Source organism: Calothrix sp. CBUCES-K 9914 (genome assembly GCF_059640475.1).
The window spans coordinates 16,180-39,899 of record NZ_JBXXZH010000067.1 but is presented as its reverse complement, the minus strand read 5'-3'; the positions used below and the strand labels follow the sequence as shown (position 1 = coordinate 39,899).

The window sequence follows — 23,720 nt, the reverse complement described above, 5'->3', positions numbered from 1 at the left end:
TGATGAATTTTACTTCATCAAGTACTAAATAACGTAAATAGAGCGCTTTTTGTTAGAAATATTGTTGACGCATGGGCGCCAACCTTAACTTGACACCAATGGCATCCTTGCCCGTTCCACAATTGTAAGTGCAGGTTAACTCACATTTTGCATCACCGTGTTCATACTTAGATTCTCTATTCTTAATAAACAAATATTTTTATCAATAAAACGTAAAATAAGGATTATTAGCCTGCGTAGGCAGGCTTTGCTCGTATAGCATCACCCTTATAGGGTGTAGGTAAAAATTTGTTTGTAACAAAAAACCATCCGTTGCAAAAAAACCTATCATATTAAATGTTGAACAGGCGGGACACCTATTCCACAACGGGCAGAAAAAAGGGGGCTGCTACCACAACCCCCTACAGATGGATTTTAAGTTATTGTTTAATAACGTGATTTTTTGGTATTTTTCAATTTTGCCTTTCTACGGCGCCGCTCCGAAGCTACAACCGCTCCTTCAACTGGATACCCAATCAAAGGAATAACTTGGTATTTACGCTCGTCTTCTAACTTTCTAACTTCGGTGTAATCAAGCCAGTGAATACAATCAACAGGACAAGTGTCAATTGCTTCTTGGATAACTTCCTCCGAATCTGCATCTTGACGAACGACGCGCGAACGCCCATAATCAGGTTCAATATAGAAAGTGTTACGAGCAACATGCGCGCAATGCTTACAGCCAATACAGGTAATTTCATCAACATAAACACCCTTTTGACGCAGCATCCCTCCTAACTCCGGCTCAAAACCAGACCGTTCGGGCGCCGAGCGTAAAAACCCACCCAACTCCGGCTCGAAACCAGACCGTCCATCTTCATTTTCTTGAGTTGACGGCATCTTATCAGCCATTACGCACTCCAGCGCTGTACTACTAAACGAATAGAACCATCTTCATTTTTTTGCTGTTCAGCAACTTGGAAACCAGCACGCGCGGTTTCTTTCATCACTGTTTGGAATGCATAACGCTGGGTTACTTTACGTAAAAAACCCTCAACTGATAAATTTTGCTGCCAATACTGTAAATCAGATACCAATTCGTACTCGTTGCCATTCCACTTAAAACCAATATCGTAGCCGTTATCTTGCTCGATAGTAATCTCCGCGTCGTGAGTTTGCCCACGATAACCACGCACTTGACGTGGCCCCTGCTTCCAATCAATATTTAATTCTGTGAGCGCTTCCTTCAATGATTCAATGTTACGGATTTGAGTCTTAATCTGGCTAAAGTGTGACATGATGTTTGTGAGATAACGAAACTAAACGGTTTGACAACTTACCAATTGCTGAAACTGGCCTGTGTATTTACCACATCAGATTGTTGAACAACCTGAGTCGCAAAAAACTCTGAGGTTGGTTCGTGATGTAGTACCAGTCCTAGCTGTGCTTCAATTGCTGCTGTAACTTCAGCGCACGAAGCTCCCATTATGCCAGTGACTTTTTCTAGTACTCGACCATCTGGATAAATAATGAACTCTAGTGTTTCCATAATCTATTGCCAACGAATCCAACCAGTTTAGGTACCTTTTGGCTGTACTGCTCTAATCAAGGACTACTTTCATAGCATGATAGAACACAGCCTCTGGAACATTCCCCTAGTTACAAACTTGTCATTTGTTAACTAATGTTCCATCTCTCGAAATATATATCTCAGAAAATTTACAAAACTTATTAAATTTTTTAGTCAGTACGTTCACTAATGTAAGTTTCCCTTAACCTATGAGATTAGTCAAGTCGCAAACGGTATACGTAACTTAAGTATAAAAAAATTGAAATATATATAGCATAAGCTTTTCATTCTTATTGTATAGAACCTCTGACACAAAAACTATTGAGAAACTTTATTATTATTATCGATTTAAGATTAAGAGTTAAGATTATACATTGTGAAGGTGCCGCACGTCGAGACACCTTTGAAACATAAGTATCAATGAGAAATATAACAAAAAATCTAAAATCCAAAATCTAAAATCTATTCACTGTCGCAGACAAATCCAAAATATTGTAAGCTTTGAGTCAATTCGGAATTTGGATTATGAGTGCCAAGCAAGTAACAGGTTCTTCTAACTTACCAGTAGCGTGCGTCGGAGTACTGGGTTTTGGTGGACTAGGGCAAGCAGCTGCAAGAGTACTGGCGCCTAAACGGGAAATGATATTAGTAGCAGCAGCAGATAAACATGGTTATGTTCTGAATGCTTCGGGCCTAAATGCTTCAGAATGTATCAGTACCTATCAATCTCTAGGTTCTGGATAAATTTTTTTTACCACAGAGACACGTAGAGACGCAATTAATCGCGTCTGTACTGATAAGAGTGTATAAAAAACATGCTAATTACAAACATTAATTCTATAAAATAGCGCTTTTTTTGCGTTCACGGAGTGTCTCCGGAGGAGAATTAACACGTAATCATTAAAAAAATAAGTAGTAATATTTACGTTAATTTTTTTGTATGAGGATGCTTAATAGTTGCCAAAACATCACTAAAGTAGGCAGTTAGATTAAGGCAAACTTTCAACATGGTTTTCATCAAGCGAGACTTGGGGCATTTGCACGACAAAGGGTAATTCAGCACCTACGAGTCCACGTTTGATGCGTTCGGATGTTTCAGGAAATACAACAAACAGCGGGTATTTAGTATTTGTACCCTCGCTCAATATATGACTATGACGTTCGGGCATTACCCACTCGTAATCTTTATCAAGTAAAACTTGGGTTTGGCGCCAGCGCATTAATAAATCCGAAAAATCTTCCCCTGGACGGTGGACATAGATAAAAATTTCGGCACCTGTTTTAATTTTCCATTCTGGATCACACATTAAAATCCCGACATCGCACGGTAACATTGTTGCCTCTGCTGTTGAACCCGCCTTACGGATACGAATAATTGGTAAAGGTATAGTGATAACACTTTCTGCTGGGCGCCGTAAACTTGGTATCATCTCTAAGTAAGGACGGTGCTGCTTGAATAATTCGATGGCGCCGGCATGATGGCTGTATTCTGCCAAACACGCTTCATAATCAGATTTTTGTACAGACATAAGTAGGGTGCGTGACGCTATAACAATCATTGAACAAAGTAACCATTTAGTAGCGTCACGCACCTCATGATTTAATGAGTGACCATCAGGTAGCGTTACGCACGTCATGATTTAAGGTTTTTTTGATTACTCACGAATGGTCAGTCAGGTGCGTGACGCTATTAGACTTGCTTTTGATTCAAAATTTTTGGTAGCGTCACACACCCTACGACGTTATCCCAATTTTTCAAATACTTTGAATAGTGGTAGATACATCGATAAGATAATCGTACCGACCATACCACCAAGAACCACAATCATAATTGGTTCCAAAATACTAGTTAAAGCTTTTACAGCTTGTTCAACTTCATCCTCATAAAAATCAGCGATTTTCATTAACATGGCATCTAATTCCCCAGTTTCTTCACCAATACTAATCATCTGAAGTGCCATTGGTGGGAAAACTTGTTCTTTTTGTAGTGCCATACTAATCATTCCACCTTGTTGTACTTCAGCTCTCGCTGCGTCGATAGCTTTAGCAACTACTTGGTTTCCTGACGTATCACGAACAATTTCAAGAGAAGTTAGAATTGGCACCCCTGAACGAGTTAGTGAACCAAAAGTACGGCTAAAGCGCGCGACTGACGACTTTTGAATTAAGTCACCAAACAAAGGCACTTTTAATGAAATACGGTCAATAGTTTGTCTACCAACAGCAGTTTTATAGTACTGTTTATAGGCAATAAATAAACCGACGACGACGGCAATTAATACAATTAACCGCCAACTTCTCAATATTTCACTTATAGTTAACATGAACTGCGTTAAAGGAGGTAGTTCGGTTCCCAAATCTTTAAAAATACCTGCAAAAATTGGTATTAGAAAAACAGTCATCCCAATAAAAATTGATACCGCTAGAAAACCGACTACCATCGGATAAGATAATGCCGATTTGATTTGGTTTTGTAAGCGTGCAACGTCTTCTAGTAATTTTGCTAAACGGTTAAGTACTTCGTCTAATACACCACCAACCTCACCAGCTTGTATCATACTTACATACAAACCATCAAAACACTGAGGATGTTTCCGCATTGCATCAGAAAGATTAGTTCCATTTTGTACATCGGAACTAATCTCTAAAAGAGCTTGTTTAAGTTTGGGATTTGTACATTGTTCTCCTAGTACACCTAAGCTTCTAACGATAGCAACACCCGCATTAACTAGCGCTGCAAGCTGGCGTGAAAAAACGGCTTTGTCTTTAACTGTAACTGATGCAAACTTTGTACTAAAATCAAGTGAGTTTTTTAGGTCAAAGCCTTTTGATTCTTTAAGGTCTTGAACTACAAAACCCTGCTGTCGCAAATTAATACGAGCTTGTTTTATAGATTCTGCGGTGATTTTTTCCGTCCGAGCTTTCCCTTGGGTATCTCTAACGCGCGCAACAAAACTTGGCATATTGAATTTTGGATTTTGGATTTTATATTTTAAAAAGTGTGACGCTACCAAAAATTTTTAATACTAAGCAAATCTAATAGCGTCACGCACCATACATTTAATGTGATTTAGTAGCTACTTTGGCACCATTTTGTGGAGGAGCGCCACCGATTAAACGTTGGACTTCATCGGGTTTAGATGTTTTAGACATTGCAGCTTCAAAGGAGATTGTTCCTTGTTTATATAGGTTTGCTAAAACTGTTTCTAATGTTTGCATACCCAATTTACCCCCAGTTTGAATTGCTGAGTAAATTTGTGAGGTTTTACCTTCGCGAATTAAGTTAGAAATAGCTGGTGTAATAACCATGATTTCTTGCGCCATTACCCGACCATATTCACCTGGTTTTGGATTTTTCTTGGACACTAAAGTTTGACTAAATACTGCTACTAATGAGTTAGACAACTGTACACGAACTTGTGTTTGTCTTTCATGTGGAAACACGTCGATGATACGGTCAACTGTTTGTGAAGCAGAGCTTGTGTGTAACGTTCCAAATACTAAGTGACCTGTTTCTGCGGCAGAAATTGCTAGCGAAATTGTTTCTAAATCCCGCATTTCACCCACTAGGATGATATCTGGGTCTTCCCGTAAAGCTGCTTTTAGAGCGTTTGCAAAACTCTTTGTATCTTCGCCTAACTGACGCTGGTGAACCAAGCTTTTAATTGGTTCGTATACAAATTCTATTGGGTCTTCTACTGTTAAGATATGCTCCGCGCGCGTGCGGTTAATTAAATCTATGATTGCTGCAAGCGTTGTTGTTTTACCTGAACCTGTTGGACCTGTCACCAAAATTAATCCTCTTGGTTTGTCTGACATTTCTCGAACTACATCTGGTAAACCTAATTTCTCAAAGTTAGGAATTTTGGAACTCAACGCACGTAAACAAGCTGCATAGGCGCCACGGTCTTTATAAACGTTAACGCGGAAGCGCGCGAGTCCTTTTACACCATAAGAACAGTCTAACTCCCAGGTTTGTTCTAGTGTCTTACGCTGGGTGTTGTTGAGCATACTAAAAATTAGTCGCTGACAGGTATCTACTGTCATCACACCGTATTTTTCTTGAGGTGTGAGTTTTCCACTAACACGGAAATACGGAGGTAATCCTGCAGATAGGTGTAAATCTGAACCTCCTTGTTCAATCATGTCTTCCATCAAGTCTTCAATCATGAAATCCATTGTTTTTTTCCTCTTTTTTTAGTAAGTAATTAATCAGAAAAGCGAGATGTCATACAGTACGGACATTCCAACCATTCGGGTTGAAGTTCAGCGTTACATGTACGACAAGTTAAGCCACTCTTACGCTTGGCTTTGAGTTCTGCTTCCAAACCTGTGTCGGTGAAAGTTACCCGCTCAACTTCTTCCAGCGTTGTTGCACCTTGACGCACTAAGTCCAGACTGTATGCAAGCAGAGTTTTCATCCCTTCTTCCACTGCTACTTCTTTAATACGTTCGGTTGGCGCCTCTTGGTTAATTAAGGTTTGTAGGTTTTCTGTAATCTTCATTACTTCGTAAACACCACAACGTCCTTTGTAACCAACACCGTTACAAGTTGGACATAATGAACCGCTGCTCTTAGCATGTTGAATTTGCTCGTTGCTAAGTGCATTGGCTTTGTAAAGCGTTAACCCAACATCTTGTGATGCCGTCATTCCATAACGAGCAAGTTCAGATGATGTTGGAGTATAAGTAATACGACAGTCTGAACATACACGTCGTACTAAGCGCTGTGCCAGTACTCCAAGTAATGAGCTAGAAACCATGAACGGTTCAATGCCCATTTCACCTAAACGCGCGATGGCGCCTGGAGCATCGTTGGTGTGAAGCGTTGTTAATACCAAGTGTCCAGTTAATGCTGCTTCGATAGCGGTTTTGGCTGTTTCTTTATCTCGTGTTTCACCGACGAGCAATACATCAGGGTCTTGACGCAGGAACGCGCGTAGTGCCGTTCCAAAATCTAGTCCTTTTTCACGAATAACCTGTACCTGTGTAATCCCAGGCAAACTGTACTCAATCGGGTCTTCTACAGTACTAATATTGATTCCAGGGTCGTTACGTTCGGCAAGTGCTGAATAAAGTGAGGTCGTTTTACCCGAACCTGTTGGTCCTGTTACCAAAATCAAACCAAAAGGACGAGATACCATTTCTTGGACAATGTGCAATGTTTCTGGGTCGGTAATTAATTTATTTAAACCTAACTGTGTAGAAGAATTGTCCAAAATCCGCAGTACAACTTTTTCTCCATAACGACTGGGTAACGTATTTACACGGAAGTCAACCTTACGTCCCTCAAACATCCGACGAATCCGTCCGTCCTGGGGTACACGACGTTCGGCAATATCTAAATTCGCAATAATTTTAAATCGGGCTGTGATGGCAGGAATAATTTTTTTTGGTAATGGGTCGAATGCTTCGCGTAATACCCCGTCTTTCCGAAAGCGAATGCGTAGATTTTCTTCCTGCGGTTCGATGTGGATATCCGAAACTTTCTCTTGTAACGCTTTTCCTAAAATTCGGTTTACCAAATTTATAATTGGTGCATCTTCGGCGCCTTTCATCGCTGAACCCAAATCAGCTTCCGCATCATCTGGAGCGTCTGCTAAATCTAAGTCGCCAAGGTTTTCTAAGTCCTGATTAATATCCGTTAATTTTTGCTGCTCGATATGCTTCTGCTTAACTGCAAGCTCATCAAGAAACTGGTTGATAATCTGCTGGTAGTCCTCAATAGTAATTACCATCCTAGCGAGCGCTAAACCCTGTGGACGCAAAATCCGATTTAGATCATCCGATGCTTCCAAATTATCTGGATCAACCATTGCCACCAAAACCGATGGTGGATTTTGATCATCGTTCCGTGACAATGGAACCAAACGATGGCGCCGACAAATATCTACAGGAATAAGTGTATCAATCAAATTAGCCACCAGCGATGTGCCGACGGTATTTACTTCTGGGTCAAGCGACTCAACACCATAAAGTATTTTTAATTCAAAAAGCTGTTGTTTTTTATATAATCTCAGCAGTTCGGGTGATAGCTGGCGCCCTGAAATCGATTCGAGTACTTCGGTAATGGGTCTATTACTTTTGCGGCTCTCCATCAATGCTTGTCGCATTTGCTCGGAGTCAACAAAACCTGATTGCACCAACTTGTTACCGAAGGGCGAAAATTCCGTTCTTGCTGTAAGAGCGGTACTTCGCCTTTGTTGTGACGACGAGTAAGTCATATATTCTTTTACTTAAATGGCATGTGCCGACGAAACCTCTTCTAAATTGAGTATTCCCATGCTGGTAGCCAGAACTTTCATTTTGCCCAAGAAAAATTAGAAGCAAAAAATTAGAACCTGGTTCGGTCGATACGGCAACCCGCACTACAATAATCTACGGAAAGCCGTCCCAGTTACGATGGAAGAATACGCCCAGCTTTTGTCAAAATAGAGGACGTATCTAAAATCTCAGCAATCAGGAGAACAGAAAGAGGTAATGCAAAGCATGAATAGCGACTTCCCAGAACAAATCAACACAACTACACCTAGCAGCGAAGTAGCTGACCAAACTGTAGCAACAAATGATGTATCTAATACTACGTATACACCCGATAACAGTGTAAATACTGATGCTACAACTTCTGATTCTCTTAATACGCAGCAAATTGATTCGCTTAAAGCTCAACTGGAAGCAAGTACGAACCAATACACACGCTTAGTAGCAGATTTTGACAACTATCGCAAGCGCACTTCTAAGGAAAAAGATGACCTTGATGCACAAGTTAAGCGCAACACGATTACAGAACTATTGCCTGTAGTTGATAATTTTGAACGCGCGCGCGCTCACATCAAACCCCAAGACGATGCTCAAATGGCGATTCATAAAAGCTACCAGGGTGTTTATAAACAGCTGGTTGACACCCTAAAACGTTTGGGTGTTTCGCCAATGCGTCCTGAAGGTCAACCCTTTGATCCAAATCTTCATGAAGCAGTATTGCGCGAACCTACGGATGAATATCCGGAAGGAACAGTGTTAGAAGAGTTAGTGCGCGGATATTTTTTGGGTGAACGTGTACTGCGCCATGCAATGGTAAAAGTTGCAGCTCCGAAGGAAGATACGCCTGATAATAGTGATATTCAGTCGAGTTCAGCCGATAGTTGAACACGCTGACTGCAAGAACCACGCAAAGTTAAGAATGCATAAACACGAACCGCGTCAATTCCAACTTGACAACCACGGGCTTTAAACGCCTGTGGTCGGTTGTATTTATTACACTTTGAACTACTTGCTTTTAAATTTATACTTCCGAATACTTTCGACTGTTCGGTATAATTTGGCAATTCTTCTTTTGCGCTGACTTTTCAATGCCGCTGCACCAATAGACCCAATCACTAGTACAACGTTTCCGCAAAGTAACGAGCTAACAAATACTGATTTTATATTTATGGGAAAAGTTATTGGGATTGATTTGGGCACTACCAATAGTTGTGTAGCAGTCTTAGAAGGTGGTCAACCGATTGTGATTGCTAACTCTGAAGGTGGGAGAACGACTCCAAGTATTGTTGGATTTGGTAAGGGTGGTGAGCGCTTAGTTGGTCAATTGGCAAAGCGTCAAGCTGTTACAAATGCAGAAAATACTATTTTTAGTATTAAGCGATTCATTGGGCGCCGATGGGAAGACACAGAAACCGAACGGTCAAGGGTGCCTTATCAATGTATCAAAGGTCGTGATGATACCGTTGATGTGCAAATTCGCTCGAAAAACTATACACCCCAAGAATTTTCCGCAATGGTTTTGCAAAAGCTAAAGCAAGACGCGGAGAACTTTTTGGGTGAAACCGTAACACAAGCTGTTATTACAGTACCCGCTTATTTTACAGATGCCCAACGGCAAGCTACAAAAGATGCCGGTACAATTGCTGGTCTTGAAGTCCTACGTATTATTAATGAACCTACTGCTGCTGCTCTCGCATTTGGTTTAGATAAACAAGACCAAGAGCAGTTAATTCTTGTATTTGACCTTGGTGGAGGTACATTCGACGTTTCTATCCTACAACTTGGCGATGGAGTCTTTGAAGTTAAGGCTACCTGTGGTAACAACCATTTAGGTGGTGATGACTTTGACAACGTTGTTGTTGAGTGGATGTGTGAATTCTTTTTATCCACTGAAAAGGTTGATTTATCGCAAGATAAAATGGCGCTCCAACGTTTGCGTGAAGCTGCGGAAAAAGCTAAAATCGAGTTATCCAGCATGGGCAGCACTTCAATCAACTTACCGTTTATCACTGCTGACGCAACTGGTCCGAAACACTTAGAAATGGAGCTAAGTCGTGCAAAATTTGAAGAATTAGCGAGTAATTTGATTGCAGCGACCCTTGAACCGATGACGCAAGCGCTTAAAGATGCTGACCTCAAACCTCAAAACATCGACAAAATTATTTTAGTTGGTGGTTCTACCCGTATTCCCGCAGTTCAAAACGCTTTAATTAAGTTTTTTAACGGCAAAGCCCCAGACCGTTCCATTAACCCTGATGAAGCTGTTGCTCTTGGCGCCGCAATTCAAGCTGGAGTATTGGGTGGCGAAGTTGAAAACTTATTGCTACTCGATGTCACTCCGCTTTCCTTGGGTATTGAAACGCTGGGCGAAGTTTTTACCAAGATTATCGAGCGCAACACCACAATTCCAACAAGTCGCTCACAAGTATTCTCTACTGCGATCGATGGACAAACAAGCGTTGAAATTCACGTTCTTCAAGGTGAACGCGCAATGGCACGCGATAACAAAAGTCTTGGTAAATTCCTTCTTGCTGGTATTCCACCCGCAGCGCGCGGAGTCCCGCAAATTGAAGTATCGTTTGAAATTGATGTCAACGGTATTATGCAAGTTGCTGCAACTGACAAAGGTACAGGTAGAGAGCAAAGTATACGCATTACTAATACAGGTGGCTTGAGCGCATCAGAAATTGAAAAAATGCGCGCGGAAGCTGAAGCTTTTGCTGAAGATGATAAGAAACGTATTGAATTAGTGGGCTTGAAAAACCAAGCTGATAACTTGCTTGCCAGCTATGAGTCAACTCTCAAGAATAACGCTAACCTGATTAGCGATTCGATGAAAGCCTTAGCTGATGAAAAACTTTCTCAACTACAAGCTGTAATTAACGATCATAATATTTCTGTCAGCGAGTTTCAGCAACTTCTCGACCAGTTCCAACAAGCTTTGTTTGCCATTGGTGCCGAAGTTTATAATCGAGCAAGCAACACTAAACCAGGTGAGGTTATTGATTTCACTAACACCTCAACAGGTGGAAACGGTAGCAATGCTTCAGAAAGTATGACACCACAGTTTAATTTTGATTTTGAAGAGGAAATTAATGCCTTAGCTGATTATGAAGCCATTGACTAAGCTACCTGGGCTAACAATCAAAATCGTTAATATTTGCTAAATTGTAATCATGACCTGAATTGCCGAGGCGCCTGTCTTGGCTTTTCGCTGTTTAATCGCCTACTCCAATTTTCTTAGTACTCAATTACTATACGGATTTCCACACCCGTATAATGAGATTTGAGTTTTAAAGATAATAATCAAGTCTAAGCGTTGCCAATCTGTGCAAAAATCATTCTACTGGCTTTTTAAACAACTAGTAGTGGCGGTGGAAACCACACCTGCACTTTCAAGATGATTTTAAGTATACTCATACTTGACGTTTAGTAACGATTCACTGGTCAAAAAGTTACATAGCTTTTTAATTAGTGGTTGCCTAACGTTCGCAATCAAAGCTACAGAAACTAAATATATTAATTTTCGGTGATTTTTGTAGAAGGTAGAAGGTAAAATCTACTATTAACAAAACTTAACTCTTGCTGTACGGCGCCTCTATCAAGTACGCCTTGAGAGAGGTATTGATCTTATCTGTTTAACTTCCTGTTTAACTTCTAACTCTCACCTGATTACAATATGGCTCGTGATTATTATGAAATTCTAGGTGTCGCTCGTGATGCCGACAAAGACGAAATTAAAAGTGCTTACCGTAAATTAGCTCGGAAGTATCATCCAGACGTAAATAAAGAAGCGGGTGCTGAAGAGCGTTTTAAAGAAATTAATCGTGCTTATGAAGTACTTTCCGAGCCAGAAGTGCGCGCGCGTTATGACCGTTTTGGTCACGATGGAGTGAATGCGGGAGCGGGGGTAGGCTTTCAGGACATGGGCGATATGGGTGGTTTCGCCGATATTTTTGAAAGTATTTTCAGCGGTTTTGCAGGTGGTATGGGTGGTCCAACGCAACAGCGGCGCCGTAGTGGTCCGGTTCGCGGTGATGACCTTCAGCTTGACCTGAAATTAGATTTTCGAGAAGCAGTATTTGGTGGCGAAAAGCAAATTCGGATTGCTCATTTAGAAAATTGTGAAGTTTGTACCGGAAGTGGCGCCAAACCGGGAACTCGTCCGCGTACTTGCTCCACTTGCAGCGGAACAGGGCAAGTGCGTCGCGTGACACGAACACCGTTTGGTAGTTTCACCCAAGTTTCTACATGTCCAACCTGTAACGGGTCGGGAATGGTAATTGAAGAAAAATGTGATAACTGTGGTGGTAAAGGCGCCAACCAAGTTGCCAAGCAACTCAAAATCACAATTCCACCAGGAGTATACGATGGACTTCGTTTACGTATACCTGGTGAGGGGGACGCAGGTCAACGTGGTGGACCTGCTGGAGACTTGTATGTTCAACTAACAGTAAATGAAGATAGCGAATTTCAACGTGAGGATTTAAATATCCGCTCTACCATTTCTATCAGTTATCTCCAGGCAATTTTAGGATGTAGATTGCAGGTAAATACTGTAGATGGGCTTGAAGAATTAACAATTCCTGCTGGAACACAACCTTATGCTGAGTTTAAACTTGAAAATCATGGTGTGCCAAGGTTAGGTAATCCCGTAAATCGAGGTGACCAGTTGGTAACGGTAATGATTGATATACCAAATCCGTCTAAATTAAGCACTGAAGAGCGAAAATTGCTTGAGGAACTGGCTAAAATTAGAGGTGAACGTACAGGTAAGGGTGGTATTGAAGGATTTTTGGGCAACTTTTTCCATCAAAGATAAGCAACTGGCAACGGATGATAAGCAGATGTAACGGATGGTTAATTGTAAACTACTACAAAGGAGTGTTTGTAACCAATTATTCATCCGTTACATCTGTTTTATCCATTGCAAAGAACCCCCCATAATTAATGACAGAATAACAACAGGGAATATAAATGAGCGTATCTTCTACTTATACACCTGATGCTCAACTTGATTTACGCGGTACTCCTTGTCCGATTAATTTTGTTCGGACAAAGTTAAGCTTAGAGAAAATGACTCCTGGTAGTTTGCTCGAAGTTTGGTTAGATGCTGGTGAACCAATCGAGCAAGTACCTGATAGCTTAAATATGGCAGGTTATAAAGTTGAGCAAATAAACGATTGTTCAGGTTATTTTTCATTGTTAGTGCGCCGTCCAGTTGCTGACACTGCCAGAGACGCGGTTTAGTATGGAAGCCAAGGTTAAACTAACAGGAACTGTGCTTGCCGTACAAGCTAATTTTTATAAAGTCCAGCTTGACCTTCTTCCAGAAAATTTAGAAATACAAAATCCTCCATCCACTCTCCTCTGCACTCGTCGGACTCGGTTAAAGAAAATCGGTCTTTCTGTTATGGTTGGAGACCATGTTGTTGTAGAGGAACCCGACTGGGCTGGTACTAGGGGTGCTATTGCTGATGTGTACGCGCGTTCGAGTCAGCTTGACCGTCCAGCTATTGCAAATGTTAATCAAATTTTGTTGGTCTTCGCTGCTGCTGACCCACCGTTGGAACCATATCAACTCAGCCGTTTTTTAGTTAAGGCTGAATCTACAGGTTTAGATGTGGTTTTATGTCTCAATAAATCTGATTTAATATCACACACAGAACAGGCTTCGATTCAAGAACGTTTGGCGGGCTGGGGTTATGAACCCAATTTTATTAGTGTATACAACAGTATTAACACAGAATTTTTATTGAGCAAACTGCAAAATAAAATCACCGTATTAGCTGGCGCCTCTGGTGTTGGCAAATCGAGCTTGATTAATAAACTTATACCAAATGCGAACCTGCGTATAGGTGAAGTATCAGGAAAATTAGCAAAAGGGCGCCATACAACCCGTCACGTTGAATTGTTTGAATTGCCCAACGGTGGTTTACTAGCTGATACTCCCGGTTTTAATCAACCTGACTTAGATTGCACTCCATCAGAACTAGCATACTATTTACCTGAAGCAAGAGAAAGACTAGCAACAGGAAACTGTCGTTTCGGTGACTGCCTTCACCGTGATGAACCATTATGTGTTGTACGGGGAGACTGGGAACGATACGAGCATTATCTAGTTTTTTTAGAAGAAACTATCTCAAAACAAGCTCATCTTAATTCTTCGACTGACGCAGAATCCACCTTAAAGTTAAAATCAGTAGGTAAGGGTCAAAATCAATACGAGCCGAAACTAGAAACAAAGAAATATCGTCAAAAGTCTCGACGTACACAATTACAGGAATTGCAGCAGTTATATCAAAACCGTGACGAAGAGTAGGGTGCGTCACGCTACCAAAATTTTCAGACGAAGCGCAATACTGGTAGCGTGACGCACCCTACTTTTGCTGAACGTATAAATGTTATCTACTTTACCTAGTTATTAAATAGCGCATATTATTAAACATCAATAACTACCTGATTTTATTGCTAATGTAACCAATGAGAATCTCTGATAGTTTTGGTTGGTTATACAATACGCACTAGCATACGTTGAAACACTTAAGCTAAGATGTAATCAATTATATTTATACTCGTGCAATTACTCTGCTTAAATAAAATTTAAAAAAGTTAAAGTTTGTATTTAGAAGACAAACTATTTGTGAACTGATTGTAATATATCGATGCAGCAAATAACTGTATACATGGAAACAATACTTTGAAACGTATCTAAAAACATTAAGCACATAAAAATTAAGTACTAATCCCATGACCGTAACTGCTTCTAATCCTGCTCTTTCTTCAGCGCGCGTATGGACTTGGCGAGGTTTCCAAATCTCTTACCAAGCGCAAGGTACAACTGGACCAGCAGTAATTTTGATACATGGTTTCGGCGCCTCGTGGTGGCATTGGCGGAAAAATATTCCAGTACTAGCGGAAAAATGTCGCGTTTTTGCGATTGATTTAATTGGTTTTGGAGGTTCGGCAAAACCTAATCCAAACACCGAGCTTGACTACACTTTTGAAACTTGGGGACAGCAAGTAGCTGACTTTTGTCGAGAAGTTGTTAGAGAACCAGTTTTTTTAGTTGGTAACTCAATTGGTTGTATTGTTGCTATGCAGGCAGCAGTAGATAATCCTGATATTGTTCGCTCAGTTGCTTTGCTTAACTGTTCTTTACGTTTGTTACACGACAGCAAACGCGCGGCTTTACCGTGGTATCGTCGTTTTGGTGCCCCGTTACTACAACGGGTATTATCGAATCGAACTGTAGGTAACTTCTTTTTCAACCAAATAGCAAAACCCAAAACAGTACGCAAAATCTTATTACAAGCTTACGTAAATCCCGACGCTGTTACAGACGAGTTAATAGATATATTGATGTCACCAGCTTCTGACCCAGGAGCTGTTGCCGTATTTTTAGCATTTACATCATATTCGAGTGGACCACTACCAGAAGACTTATTACCCAAGTTACCTTGTCCAGCCATAATTATATGGGGAGCAGCTGACCCTTGGGAACCGATAGAATTGGGAAGAGAATTTGCTGACTACCCCCAAGTACTCAAATTTATCCCCATTGAAGGAGTCGGTCATTGTCCTCAAGATGAGGCGCCGCAAATCATCAACCCAATTTTACAAGATTGGATTTCCGAACAAACACAACATTCAATATAAACAGTAAAAACAGGCATCCCGTAGGATAGGCGTCTCGCCTGTCCTACATTATTTATTTAGGACATTTATTTATTAGAATACTCTTACAGAATAAACATCTATTGTAAAATGAGCGTAAAAAAAATTGACAACCACTGGTTGTCAATTTTGAATCAAATAACTGATTTATATTTATATAGTTATATACGCATGATGCATAATTATTGCGTCATATACTACTGACCAATCTATAGTTAACGTGGATTAGAATTTTGTATAGAATTAAGTTGCTGTAACCAATCTTTACCAACTTGAATGCTAACATCCGAACCAATAGTTCCTGTACTTTCAACACGAACTTCGCCAAAACCTATAGTATTGCGGATTGACTCAGCTTCATTACCGTCACCTTGCTGGGCAACAATATGAGTTACTTGTAACGGTTCTCCCCAACTTTTCGCAATAAATACGTTACGATAACCTGCTCTTTCCAAGCTTCTGATCAAAGGTTGAAGATTCGTCTTCGAGTCACCAGTGCTGTCTTGAATTGCAACGCGCAACTTGGCTGGTTCAGTATCTTTTGTTGCAGCTGTCGCTTGTAAGGCAAAGTGCTGCGACATTGTTTTTGCAATGCGATCATTATTGGGTATCCAGTAGCTCGCATCAAATTCGTTCTTTTCGCTAAACCTACCTGGCACCATTAATTGTAAAATATTCGAGCGGTTTGTACGGGCGCCGTAGCCAACCAAAGCTAGTAATTCTTCAACCGTCAAGTTAGTATCAATGTGTTCTTTAACAACATTGAGTACATCGGGCAAACGTCCTAAAGTAGCTGGGTTGAGAGTTTGATCCATAAGCGCGCGCATTACCATTTGCTGACGCTGAATTCGACCGATATCACCATTTTCATCGTGACGATAACGCAATAACTGTAATGCTTTGTTACCATCAAGATGCTGCTGACCTTTTTTGAGGTTGATGTAAAGGTGCTGCGAGTCATCTTGGTATTTCATATCTTTGGGTACAAAGACGTTCACACCTCCAAGCGCATCAATGAGTTTTGCTACACCCAAAACATTAATACGAACATAACGGTCAACTCCAACACCACCCAGCAAGTTGCTGACTGTTTTAGCAGTTAAAGCAGGCCCACCAAAAGTATTGGCAGCATTAATTTTTTTCATCCCGTGTCCCTCAATCTCAATACGGGTATCACGAGGAATTGAGAGCATTTTTAAATTTTTGTTTTCTGGATCAAAGCGGATTAATAGCATTACATCCGCTAAACCATCAAAGGAATTTACCTGGGGAAGGTAGCGAAGATTTTTGGTTTCAGCAGGAGGATTTTGAATATCGGGTGGAAGTACGCTCATCCCCATTACAAGAATGTTGACTGGCCGCGTCAATTCTGAAAAGCGTAACCCACCTCCAGCAATACGGTCTCCATCAAATACTGCCGCTTCTTGTGGACTTAGGTTTGCTTGCATCAAGGGGGTGCTGCTTAATGATACCGCTAGTAATGCCCCAGCAGTTGCCGATACCATCGCGATTCCGCTCATCCCCACCCAAAACCACAACCAACGTCCAGATTTTGTAGGAATTTTTCTATCGCTTAAGTTACTCGTATCGCTTGAAAAGTTCTCTTCCGCCGAAGTTCTTTGAATCGTCACTGACTTCCTCACACTTAATCAATATAATTTAACCGAGTCTACTTTTTATACGTAGATGCATTCAAATCGAGCTTGCTAACTCTTAAATTATTAAGGCTAATATCGTTAAATAGGTGTTAACCAAAACACTTATAACTGTATTTTTCTCATTTTTCTGTACCTCCTAAAGCAAATCCGGAGACGCTTTGTTGTTTTATTTGAAGTATCGCAATATTTAAGCCTATTTGACTAGACCCATTGGCAGGATGTTTACTATTTAAGTGTAAAGTTCAGTGTAAGTACTGAAAAACATCCTTGCTTTTTTGTCTACGGTGTATATTTACCTAGAAGGCGTTCAGCAAGACGACTGAATCCTGGTACACGCTGTTTTTGACCCCGAATCGCGCGGACGACTAACCATGTGCTGACCAAGAAGTAGCCTGAAGTCAGGAATGTATTTAAGATGAGTAGACGCAATGCTAAAGAGTTTGACGTTTGTTCTGCCCCTGTTACCAATAGTAGGTATCCAAGTATCCAGGTAAGCATAAGAGTTACAGACAACCGACTAGCTGTAAGTTGTTCCCGTGTGCCCTGACGACTATATAGTGTCCATAGCGAAGGAAAAAAACCAACAACTGGAATCATATATAGTACGAGTTGCAGCGTTGATGGATTGTAGGCTTTTTCCGAATTACGCTTTGAGAACTTGTCAAGAGATTGATTTTTTTTCATATAATTTGTGCAATCCTAAGCAAGACAGATGTGTGTAGGTCGTGTAGTCAGAGATAATGGACTAATGACTTATGAACGTATTCCCAATAGTTGTATCAGGCATGTAGCAGCAGATGCAGACACGCAAGCTCCTAAATTGGTGGCAAACGCTAACGCCAATCGCGCGATTTGTGGCAATCGCGCTCTTTGCTCCACTTGTTGTCCTTAATGGATGGGCAATCTCGGCAATTTTCGATTACTTCCACTCGCTGATTGTTATTTTAGTAGGAGCATCAGTGTTAGCGTTTCTGCTTAACTATCCTGTAAGTTGGATGGAACACCAAGGCGCCAAACGCGAACAAGTAGCCATATTAGTATTTTTACTGGCTTTGTCAATCTTACTGGCATTAGGCGTAACACTGATTCCACTTGCGCTAACTCAAGCCCAGCAATTAGTCGCACGCATTCCGGAGTTAATCGACTCAGGACGCTCGCAACTAATGATGTTAAACGAAAAAGCCGAACTTTTAGGTTTACCAGTAAATCTGGACGCATTGGTAGTACAAATTAACGACCGTGTGAAAGGTCAATTGCAAGCAATCGCAGGACAAGTTTTAAATCTAGCTGTAATTACGGTTACAAGTTTGTTAGATTTCTTACTTACGATGGTGCTGACGTTTTATCTATTGCAACACGGCGATGAACTTTGGCAAAGTTTGGTCGATTGGCTTCCTGCCAAATTCCGCGAAGCATTTTCACAAACGGTACGCTTAAGCTTTCAGAATTTTTTCATTACTCAGCTAATTATCTCGACTTGTATGGCGAGTGCCTTAATTCCGACCTTTTTATGGCTGAAAGTGCCGTTTGGGCTTTTATTTGGCTTAACAATTGGTTTAATGGCGCTTGTACCTTACGGGGGTTCCGTTGGTATCGCTTTAACTACATCACTTGTAGCGCTGCAAGATTTTACAATGGGGGGAAGAGTACTAATTGCAGCAGTTATTGTTCAACAAATTCTTGAAAACTTGATAGCACCACGTATTCTGGGCAGTTTTACTGGCTTAAACCCAGTTTGGCTGTTAATTTCTGTTTTGACTGGAGCAAGAATAGGAGGTTTATTAGGGGTTATTTTAGCTGTTCCGACTGCGGTAGTTGTTAAAACAGCTTTGAGCGCGTTACGGCGTGGTCATGGTAGTGATGACGACTCTATTCTTTTGTCGGAGGTAGCTGCACCCAATACTGGTAGCGATTTATCGGCGCCAACACAAATCAATTCAAATTCTTCAAATTCAAATCCTAATCCTTCTACGACTGTGGCGCCGCAATTGAACCCATAAATAAAATACTGCCCGTTTGCGAATCGCGAATGCAAGTGAAAAAGGGACGGTCAACAACCATCGAAAATGGAGGTTCACTAGGGGCAGAAAGCGCAACAATACCAACCGAAGTTGCCGCTGCTGCCTCTGTTCCTTCTTCCGAAACATCAACAAAAGTTTTATGCTTGACAGTACTTATCGCCAGATTTTTACCAATTCCTGAAAAATTCGCTTTACCGCTAAACGCTTCTCCCATACCCAACGCCGTTAAAGCATCGTTAAGCGTTACTTCATAATCCATCTTAAATCGAGGCAATCGAATTTGCCCTGAACGTTTCCGAAACTGCGACATCCACTTGTCCCAATTTTCAGAATTCAAAGTTTGGTAGAATGTCTTTAAATCACTATTACTTTTCTCACCCTTTGGCAAAAATACATAAAAGCTAAGTTTCCCATCCTTGCCATAAGGTAAACTTATTGCTTGAAAATGTTCATTGTCTAAATACTTATAACTACCTCTTTGTGACATCATTGGAGTTTGAACGACCTGTCCCGATGCTTTCACAAACGGATATTCTTTGGTTTGGCTTTTATCGAATGGTTGTGTCCAGGCGCCCTTAAAATAAATTGCATTAATCAGAAACATCACCTGGTCTGGACTAATGTCCTCGACAATTTTGTTAATTTTGCCGTGCGTCGAGTCTTTGACCCAATTATTTATCGTATCAGTGGCGCCGCTCTTGGTAAAATCTAAATTTGTAACGCGCGAAGAATAAAAATCGCGATTTTTCTGTAGAAAATCAGGGTTTAAGGACGTATTGCTGTTAGTCCACAGCGAATTTGCTATTGTTAACTGTACTTTCGGGTCAGGATTTTCCAGAAGTGTTTTTAATGCAGCGTTTGACGAATTAATCTGTTGTAAACTCAACCCAGAATACTCAAGTGCTTTTGCCATCGCTTGCTGCGTTGTACCTGCGGCACCATTATAAGTCATCGCCAATGCAATTGATACACTCGATGGTGAAACAAAAACATTGGTTTCTTCCGAGTTTTTCAAAACTTCAGAAAACAACTTGAAGCCAAACTTTGTATTACTTGCAACAAGCTTCGTATCTAAATTAGCGACTTGTGACATCTTAGATTCCGTGCGAGGTTGACTTGCTTGGACTAAGCTAGACTCACGACTAGATGGTGAGTATCCAATCATTCCCATTAATACTACACTTGCTGCCGCCAGTGCGTAACGTCTTCCCAAACGCACACCATACCGTCTTTGTAAAAAATTATTGCTACGCTGACTTGATTTCTCCTGCATCCAAACCACCCTTATCTCCACTGTATTCATGTTCGACTATGACATCAAAACACCTGCGGTTACTAGGCGGTTACAGTTTTAGCAACAGTCGTTTTAATCTTCAAAGACCGAATAAATAATAACCTTGGCGCACTCCCGAAGTAAACTAACACCTTCAGGCTAACAATCCACATTTCACCTTTAACATTTCTTCACAAAGTACCTTCTGGTCTTAACTCGCGACGGATATAACGGATACGTAGGGTGTGTGACGCCATTAACAATCTTGAAACGAAGCTTGCATCTAGTAGCGTCACGCACCAGGAACTTGTGAGGTGCGTGAAGGCTACTTGATTTTTACTTCGTTTCAGGTTTTTGGTAGCCTTCACGCACCCTACTCATATTTTGTCGGGTTGGTTATCAAATTTTGCTTTTACCCTTTTACAATGAAATTATTAAGTTTTCTAAATATCTTCAACTTCCAAACGCGCGGCAGTAACAGCATCGAAAGCGAAAGCCAAAATCATTGGCATTGGACACTTGAGCAAAAACGTAGAAATTACTGCAACACATGTACCAACAAGAGCGGACATTGACCATAATTTTTCACTGCTGGTCATTCCCTTTTGTGACTTAATACTTCTTAATACTTTAGTGGGAATTGGTTCGGGCATTACTGCTCCGGGAGGAAAAGCCCAATAATTGCAGCTGCGTTCTATAAATAAATCAGTCCACCCATTTTCTTGACACCAATCTTCAAGCCATTCATCATGGAAATGCTTTATTTTGACGCTAGGGCGGGAAGTTAAACTTAACATGCTGTTTAATGAGTGAATATAATCGCTTGAGTACTAATTGCTTACTTATCGGCACGCAGACTGTTTAAACCAGTAGCCATATACATTGGCTTTTCTTACTTCTCAACCATATCAGCTCAACTGATGCTAGGGCGCAAATTGAAAATAAACTTTACCTTTGAATTTCTATCTAAACATTTCGTAATATTTCCGACAGTAAAAGCTCATCCCTTCATATATAGTTCTTAGAGTCAGACAGAAAAAAGAGCGGTAATTAATAATTAAAATGTTCGGTATTCCGCAGCGCAAAAATACTAATAATAAAGAGAATATAAAACAGGGTTTTTGAATTGAAAGGTTATCTAATAGTATTAATAATTGATTGTCAATACGGATAAAGTATAGAAAGTGCATGAAGTGGGGCAGATTCGCGGTAAGCTAAAAAATAGTGGCACACCCGCTCGAAGGTATGATTTATTATGTTTTGGCGCCCTTATCAGGCATACATTATAGTGGTAGTTTTGGCAATAGCAATGTGTATCGGTTTTGCACCGAGTCGCGCGCTTGCGGACTGGACACATCCGATGTCGTTTAGCAACGCGGAGTTGTCGAGGAGAGATTTTTCAGGGCAAGAATTACAAGCTTGCGAATTTTCTAACGCCAATATGGAGTTAGCAAATTTTAGCGATGCGGACTTACGCGGGGCAGTAATGAGCGCTTCGGTAATGACGAAAGCAAACCTACACTCGGCAAATCTATCAAATGCACTAGTAGATCAGGTAAACTTTACAGGAGCAGACTTAAGTAATGCAATCTTAACTGAGGCATTACTGCTTCGTGCCACATTTAAAGATATAAATATTGATGGTGCTGATTTTACAGATGCTGTGTTGGACTTAGCACAAGTTAAAGAACTATGTGAATTAGCTAGTGGAGTTAATTCGCTGACTGGTATTAAAACTCGTGATTCTCTAGGGTGTAGATGAAACGTATAGGTGTAATTGGTGGTGGACAACTCGCGATGATGATGGGGGGTGCAGCTTCCAAGCTTGGTTTAGAACTTGTTGTACAAACTCCGAGTGCTTTAGACCCAGCTGTTGCGCTCATTAATGACAATGCTCATCAACATGTCAAACCTCAACAGTATTTAATCTCTGAACAAAAGCCAGAATTATTTTCAATTACTGCGACTCCTCTTAAAGAGTCTATTCACTTTGTACAAGCGCGCGTTGATGATGCGGTTGCAACGGTACAACTAGCAAAAAACAGTGATGTTATTACCTTTGAAAACGAATTCGTTGACTTGGAGGCACTATCAACTCTCGCTGAACGTGGCGTTTGTTTTCGGCCTCGCTTAGAAGCACTTGCTCCTCTATTAGATAAGTACCATCAACGCTGTTACTTGCGCTCTATTGGTTTACCAGTACCATCATTTACTTCATTTGATGTTACCAATGTCAATGGCGCCCTGAGTTGCGACTACCCTATCGTGTTGAAAGCTCGTCGCCACGGTTATGATGGGCAGGGTACTTACATTATTAAAAACCAACAGCATTTCCAAGACGTTATCGATCAACTTGATACTGGACGTTTTAAGGTAAGTAACACTGAGTTTTTGCTTGAAGAGTTTATTCCCTTCAAATGCGAACTTGCTGTAATTGCTGCTCGCTCTGTTGATGCTGAAGTTGTCATCTATCCTGTGGTAGAAACTCAACAGGAACAACAAGTTTGTCGTCGTGCAATTGTACCAGCCCAGATTTCCCTCCAAGTTGTTGACCAAATTGAACGCATCGCCAGAACTTTACTCGACAGTCTTGATGCTGTTGGTGTATTTGGAATTGAATTATTTCTCACGGCTGATGACAAAGTGTTGGTTAATGAGGTGGCGCCACGTACACACAACTCCGGACATTTTTCAATCGATGCGTGTGAAACTTCACAATTCGAGCAGCACCTGCGGGCAGTATGTGGTTTACCATTAGGAAGTACTGCCCTGAAAAGTCCAGGCGCCGTCATGGTAAACTTATTAGGGTACGAAAACTCGGTCTCGGACTATGAGCAAAAGCGCGACAGCATCTCGCATCTGAAAAATGCCCACCTTCATTGGTACGGAAAATCCGAATCGCGTCCAGGTCGCAAATTAGGACACGTAACTATATTATTAGATAAGCCAAGCCGGGAACTCGCGCAAGTTGCCGCACGCACCGTCGAGTTAATCTGGTATCCAAATCAAAATTAGTATTTAATCAAAAAAAATCCTCTTCCCAAATACACAACATGATTTTTGGAGGCTATAATGAAGTTGTTGTACTGCGACGTTGGTGACTGCCATCAAGTTTTTTGATCTATGTCTTTAAGAATTTGGGAACCAATTATTGCTCGTGGCAGTAGACTGAGCTTGTACTCAGAAACTTTAAACGAGACATACGGCTCCCACCCTGGTATACCCAGGTCATAAACTAAGGTAAAACGGCGTCGCGGTATGACCAAATTTCCAGCTCCTGA

At 41.0% G+C, this 23,720-nt stretch carries 20 protein-coding genes, 1 other RNA gene and 1 pseudogene; 11 read left to right on the top strand and 11 right to left on the bottom strand.

Annotated features, from left to right (window positions below):
• Window positions 1-426: 426 nt before the first annotated feature.
• Genes AC2JBO_RS16990 through AC2JBO_RS16980 form a run of 3 tightly spaced genes read right to left on the bottom strand, consistent with a single transcriptional unit; the run spans window position 427 to window position 1,528 of the window.
• Window positions 427-891, bottom strand: coding sequence for a ferredoxin (locus tag AC2JBO_RS16990; protein WP_496954833.1), 465 nt, complete (start codon window positions 889-891; stop codon window positions 427-429).
• Window positions 891-1,277, bottom strand: coding sequence for a DUF1257 domain-containing protein (locus AC2JBO_RS16985; RefSeq protein WP_496954832.1), 387 nt, complete (start codon window positions 1,275-1,277; stop codon window positions 891-893). The genes AC2JBO_RS16990 and AC2JBO_RS16985 overlap by 1 nt, the downstream gene beginning before the upstream one ends.
• 38 nt (window positions 1,278-1,315) lie before the next feature.
• Window positions 1,316-1,528: a DUF2997 domain-containing protein gene (locus AC2JBO_RS16980; protein WP_496954831.1), complete on the bottom strand. Its 213-nt coding sequence runs from the start codon at window positions 1,526-1,528 to the stop codon at window positions 1,316-1,318.
• 546 nt (window positions 1,529-2,074) lie between these two features.
• Here AC2JBO_RS16980 and AC2JBO_RS16975 point away from each other — a divergent pair.
• Window positions 2,075-2,287: pseudogene (locus AC2JBO_RS16975) on the top strand (saccharopine dehydrogenase-like oxidoreductase); the annotation flags it as partial.
• Between the two features lie 251 nt (window positions 2,288-2,538).
• Here the strand turns inward: AC2JBO_RS16975 and AC2JBO_RS16970 are convergent.
• The 4 genes from AC2JBO_RS16970 to AC2JBO_RS16955 all read right to left on the bottom strand — a co-directional run bounded on the left by AC2JBO_RS16970 (window position 2,539) and on the right by AC2JBO_RS16955 (window position 7,773).
• Window positions 2,539-3,078, bottom strand: coding sequence for a hypothetical protein (locus tag AC2JBO_RS16970; RefSeq protein WP_496954830.1), 540 nt, complete (start codon window positions 3,076-3,078; stop codon window positions 2,539-2,541).
• A gap of 213 nt (window positions 3,079-3,291) precedes the next feature.
• Window positions 3,292-4,512, bottom strand: coding sequence for a type II secretion system F family protein (locus AC2JBO_RS16965; RefSeq protein ID WP_496954829.1), 1,221 nt, complete (start codon window positions 4,510-4,512; stop codon window positions 3,292-3,294).
• Window positions 4,513-4,609: 97 nt separating this feature from the next.
• Entirely contained in the window at window positions 4,610-5,728 is a 1,119-nt protein-coding gene (locus AC2JBO_RS16960) for a type IV pilus twitching motility protein PilT (RefSeq protein WP_496954828.1), read from the bottom strand.
• Between the two features lie 29 nt (window positions 5,729-5,757).
• Entirely contained in the window at window positions 5,758-7,773 is a 2,016-nt protein-coding gene (locus tag AC2JBO_RS16955; RefSeq protein ID WP_496954827.1) for a GspE/PulE family protein, read from the bottom strand.
• Between the two features lie 256 nt (window positions 7,774-8,029).
• Here AC2JBO_RS16955 and grpE point away from each other — a divergent pair, with 256 nt between their 5' ends.
• From grpE to AC2JBO_RS16925, 6 genes are all read left to right on the top strand, one after another.
• Window positions 8,030-8,695 carry a nucleotide exchange factor GrpE gene (gene grpE / locus AC2JBO_RS16950; RefSeq protein WP_496954826.1) on the top strand — a complete coding sequence of 222 codons (666 nt, stop codon included), beginning with the start codon at window positions 8,030-8,032 and terminating at the stop codon, window positions 8,693-8,695.
• A 283-nt stretch (window positions 8,696-8,978) separates the two neighbouring features.
• Window positions 8,979-10,937 (top strand): molecular chaperone DnaK, encoded by a 1,959-nt coding sequence (gene dnaK / locus AC2JBO_RS16945; protein ID WP_496954825.1) that lies wholly within the window; start codon window positions 8,979-8,981, stop codon window positions 10,935-10,937.
• A 552-nt stretch (window positions 10,938-11,489) separates the two neighbouring features.
• Window positions 11,490-12,632: a molecular chaperone DnaJ gene (gene dnaJ, locus AC2JBO_RS16940; RefSeq protein WP_496954824.1), complete on the top strand. Its 1,143-nt coding sequence runs from the start codon at window positions 11,490-11,492 to the stop codon at window positions 12,630-12,632.
• 155 nt (window positions 12,633-12,787) lie between these two features.
• Window positions 12,788-13,060, top strand: a complete 273-nt coding sequence (locus AC2JBO_RS16935) for a sulfurtransferase TusA family protein (protein ID WP_496954823.1) — start codon at window positions 12,788-12,790, stop codon at window positions 13,058-13,060.
• A gap of 1 nt (window position 13,061) precedes the next feature.
• Entirely contained in the window at window positions 13,062-14,132 is a 1,071-nt protein-coding gene (gene rsgA / locus AC2JBO_RS16930) for a small ribosomal subunit biogenesis GTPase RsgA (RefSeq protein WP_496954822.1), read from the top strand.
• Between the two features lie 428 nt (window positions 14,133-14,560).
• Window positions 14,561-15,469: an alpha/beta fold hydrolase gene (locus AC2JBO_RS16925; RefSeq protein ID WP_496954821.1), complete on the top strand. Its 909-nt coding sequence runs from the start codon at window positions 14,561-14,563 to the stop codon at window positions 15,467-15,469.
• 233 nt (window positions 15,470-15,702) lie between these two features.
• On the opposite strand, the gene AC2JBO_RS16920 is transcribed toward AC2JBO_RS16925, so the two are convergent.
• Both AC2JBO_RS16920 and AC2JBO_RS16915 read right to left on the bottom strand, forming a co-directional pair.
• Window positions 15,703-17,118: an LCP family protein gene (locus AC2JBO_RS16920; RefSeq protein WP_496954820.1), complete on the bottom strand. Its 1,416-nt coding sequence runs from the start codon at window positions 17,116-17,118 to the stop codon at window positions 15,703-15,705.
• Window positions 17,119-17,424: 306 nt separating this feature from the next.
• Complete coding sequence (locus AC2JBO_RS16915) at window positions 17,425-17,829, bottom strand: hypothetical protein (protein WP_496954819.1); 405 nt, start codon at window positions 17,827-17,829, stop codon at window positions 17,425-17,427.
• 113 nt (window positions 17,830-17,942) lie between these two features.
• Between AC2JBO_RS16915 and AC2JBO_RS16910 the strand changes: the two genes are divergently transcribed.
• Window positions 17,943-19,145, top strand: coding sequence for an AI-2E family transporter (locus AC2JBO_RS16910; protein ID WP_496954818.1), 1,203 nt, complete (start codon window positions 17,943-17,945; stop codon window positions 19,143-19,145).
• Here AC2JBO_RS16910 and AC2JBO_RS16905 read toward each other — a convergent pair.
• Together AC2JBO_RS16905 and AC2JBO_RS16900 are read right to left on the bottom strand one after the other, a co-directional pair.
• A complete protein-coding gene (locus AC2JBO_RS16905) occupies window positions 19,114-20,439 on the bottom strand; it encodes a serpin family protein (protein WP_496954817.1) in 1,326 nt (441 codons plus the stop codon). The genes AC2JBO_RS16910 and AC2JBO_RS16905 overlap by 32 nt on opposite strands.
• Before the next feature lie 443 nt (window positions 20,440-20,882).
• Window positions 20,883-21,236: a slr1957 family protein gene (locus tag AC2JBO_RS16900; RefSeq protein ID WP_496954816.1), complete on the bottom strand. Its 354-nt coding sequence runs from the start codon at window positions 21,234-21,236 to the stop codon at window positions 20,883-20,885.
• A gap of 458 nt (window positions 21,237-21,694) precedes the next feature.
• Here AC2JBO_RS16900 and AC2JBO_RS16895 point away from each other — a divergent pair, with 458 nt between their 5' ends.
• From AC2JBO_RS16895 to ssrS, 3 genes are all read left to right on the top strand, one after another.
• Complete coding sequence (locus AC2JBO_RS16895; protein WP_496954815.1) at window positions 21,695-22,201, top strand: pentapeptide repeat-containing protein; 507 nt, start codon at window positions 21,695-21,697, stop codon at window positions 22,199-22,201.
• Entirely contained in the window at window positions 22,198-23,454 is a 1,257-nt protein-coding gene (locus tag AC2JBO_RS16890) for a 5-(carboxyamino)imidazole ribonucleotide synthase (RefSeq protein WP_496954814.1), read from the top strand. The genes AC2JBO_RS16895 and AC2JBO_RS16890 overlap by 4 nt, the downstream gene beginning before the upstream one ends.
• A 65-nt stretch (window positions 23,455-23,519) precedes the next feature.
• Window positions 23,520-23,703, top strand: a non-coding RNA gene (ssrS, locus tag AC2JBO_RS16885) — 6S RNA.
• Window positions 23,704-23,720: the final 17 nt, after the last annotated feature.

Excerpts from the sequence above, each read along its gene's own strand:
- AC2JBO_RS16890 (WP_496954814.1), top strand. The coding sequence starts at position 22,198 with ATGAAACGTATAGGTGTAATTGGTGGTGGACAACTCGCGATGATGATG.
- AC2JBO_RS16925 (WP_496954821.1), top strand. The coding sequence starts at position 14,561 with ATGACCGTAACTGCTTCTAATCCTGCTCTTTCTTCAGCGCGCGTATGG.
- AC2JBO_RS16980 (WP_496954831.1), bottom strand. The coding sequence starts at position 1,528 with ATGGAAACACTAGAGTTCATTATTTATCCAGATGGTCGAGTACTAGAA.
- AC2JBO_RS16965 (WP_496954829.1), bottom strand. The coding sequence starts at position 4,512 with ATGCCAAGTTTTGTTGCGCGCGTTAGAGATACCCAAGGGAAAGCTCGG.
- AC2JBO_RS16955 (WP_496954827.1), bottom strand. The coding sequence starts at position 7,773 with ATGACTTACTCGTCGTCACAACAAAGGCGAAGTACCGCTCTTACAGCA.
- AC2JBO_RS16970 (WP_496954830.1), bottom strand. The coding sequence starts at position 3,078 with ATGTCTGTACAAAAATCTGATTATGAAGCGTGTTTGGCAGAATACAGC.
- AC2JBO_RS16905 (WP_496954817.1), bottom strand. The coding sequence starts at position 20,439 with ATGCAGGAGAAATCAAGTCAGCGTAGCAATAATTTTTTACAAAGACGG.
- rsgA (WP_496954822.1), top strand. The coding sequence starts at position 13,062 with ATGGAAGCCAAGGTTAAACTAACAGGAACTGTGCTTGCCGTACAAGCT.
- AC2JBO_RS16985 (WP_496954832.1), bottom strand. The coding sequence starts at position 1,277 with ATGTCACACTTTAGCCAGATTAAGACTCAAATCCGTAACATTGAATCA.
- AC2JBO_RS16910 (WP_496954818.1), top strand. The coding sequence starts at position 17,943 with ATGCAGACACGCAAGCTCCTAAATTGGTGGCAAACGCTAACGCCAATC.
- dnaK (WP_496954825.1), top strand. The coding sequence starts at position 8,979 with ATGGGAAAAGTTATTGGGATTGATTTGGGCACTACCAATAGTTGTGTA.
- AC2JBO_RS16900 (WP_496954816.1), bottom strand. The coding sequence starts at position 21,236 with ATGTTAAGTTTAACTTCCCGCCCTAGCGTCAAAATAAAGCATTTCCAT.
- AC2JBO_RS16935 (WP_496954823.1), top strand. The coding sequence starts at position 12,788 with ATGAGCGTATCTTCTACTTATACACCTGATGCTCAACTTGATTTACGC.
- AC2JBO_RS16915 (WP_496954819.1), bottom strand. The coding sequence starts at position 17,829 with ATGAAAAAAAATCAATCTCTTGACAAGTTCTCAAAGCGTAATTCGGAA.
- dnaJ (WP_496954824.1), top strand. The coding sequence starts at position 11,490 with ATGGCTCGTGATTATTATGAAATTCTAGGTGTCGCTCGTGATGCCGAC.
- AC2JBO_RS16960 (WP_496954828.1), bottom strand. The coding sequence starts at position 5,728 with ATGGATTTCATGATTGAAGACTTGATGGAAGACATGATTGAACAAGGA.
- grpE (WP_496954826.1), top strand. The coding sequence starts at position 8,030 with ATGCAAAGCATGAATAGCGACTTCCCAGAACAAATCAACACAACTACA.
- AC2JBO_RS16990 (WP_496954833.1), bottom strand. The coding sequence starts at position 891 with ATGGCTGATAAGATGCCGTCAACTCAAGAAAATGAAGATGGACGGTCT.
- AC2JBO_RS16895 (WP_496954815.1), top strand. The coding sequence starts at position 21,695 with ATGTTTTGGCGCCCTTATCAGGCATACATTATAGTGGTAGTTTTGGCA.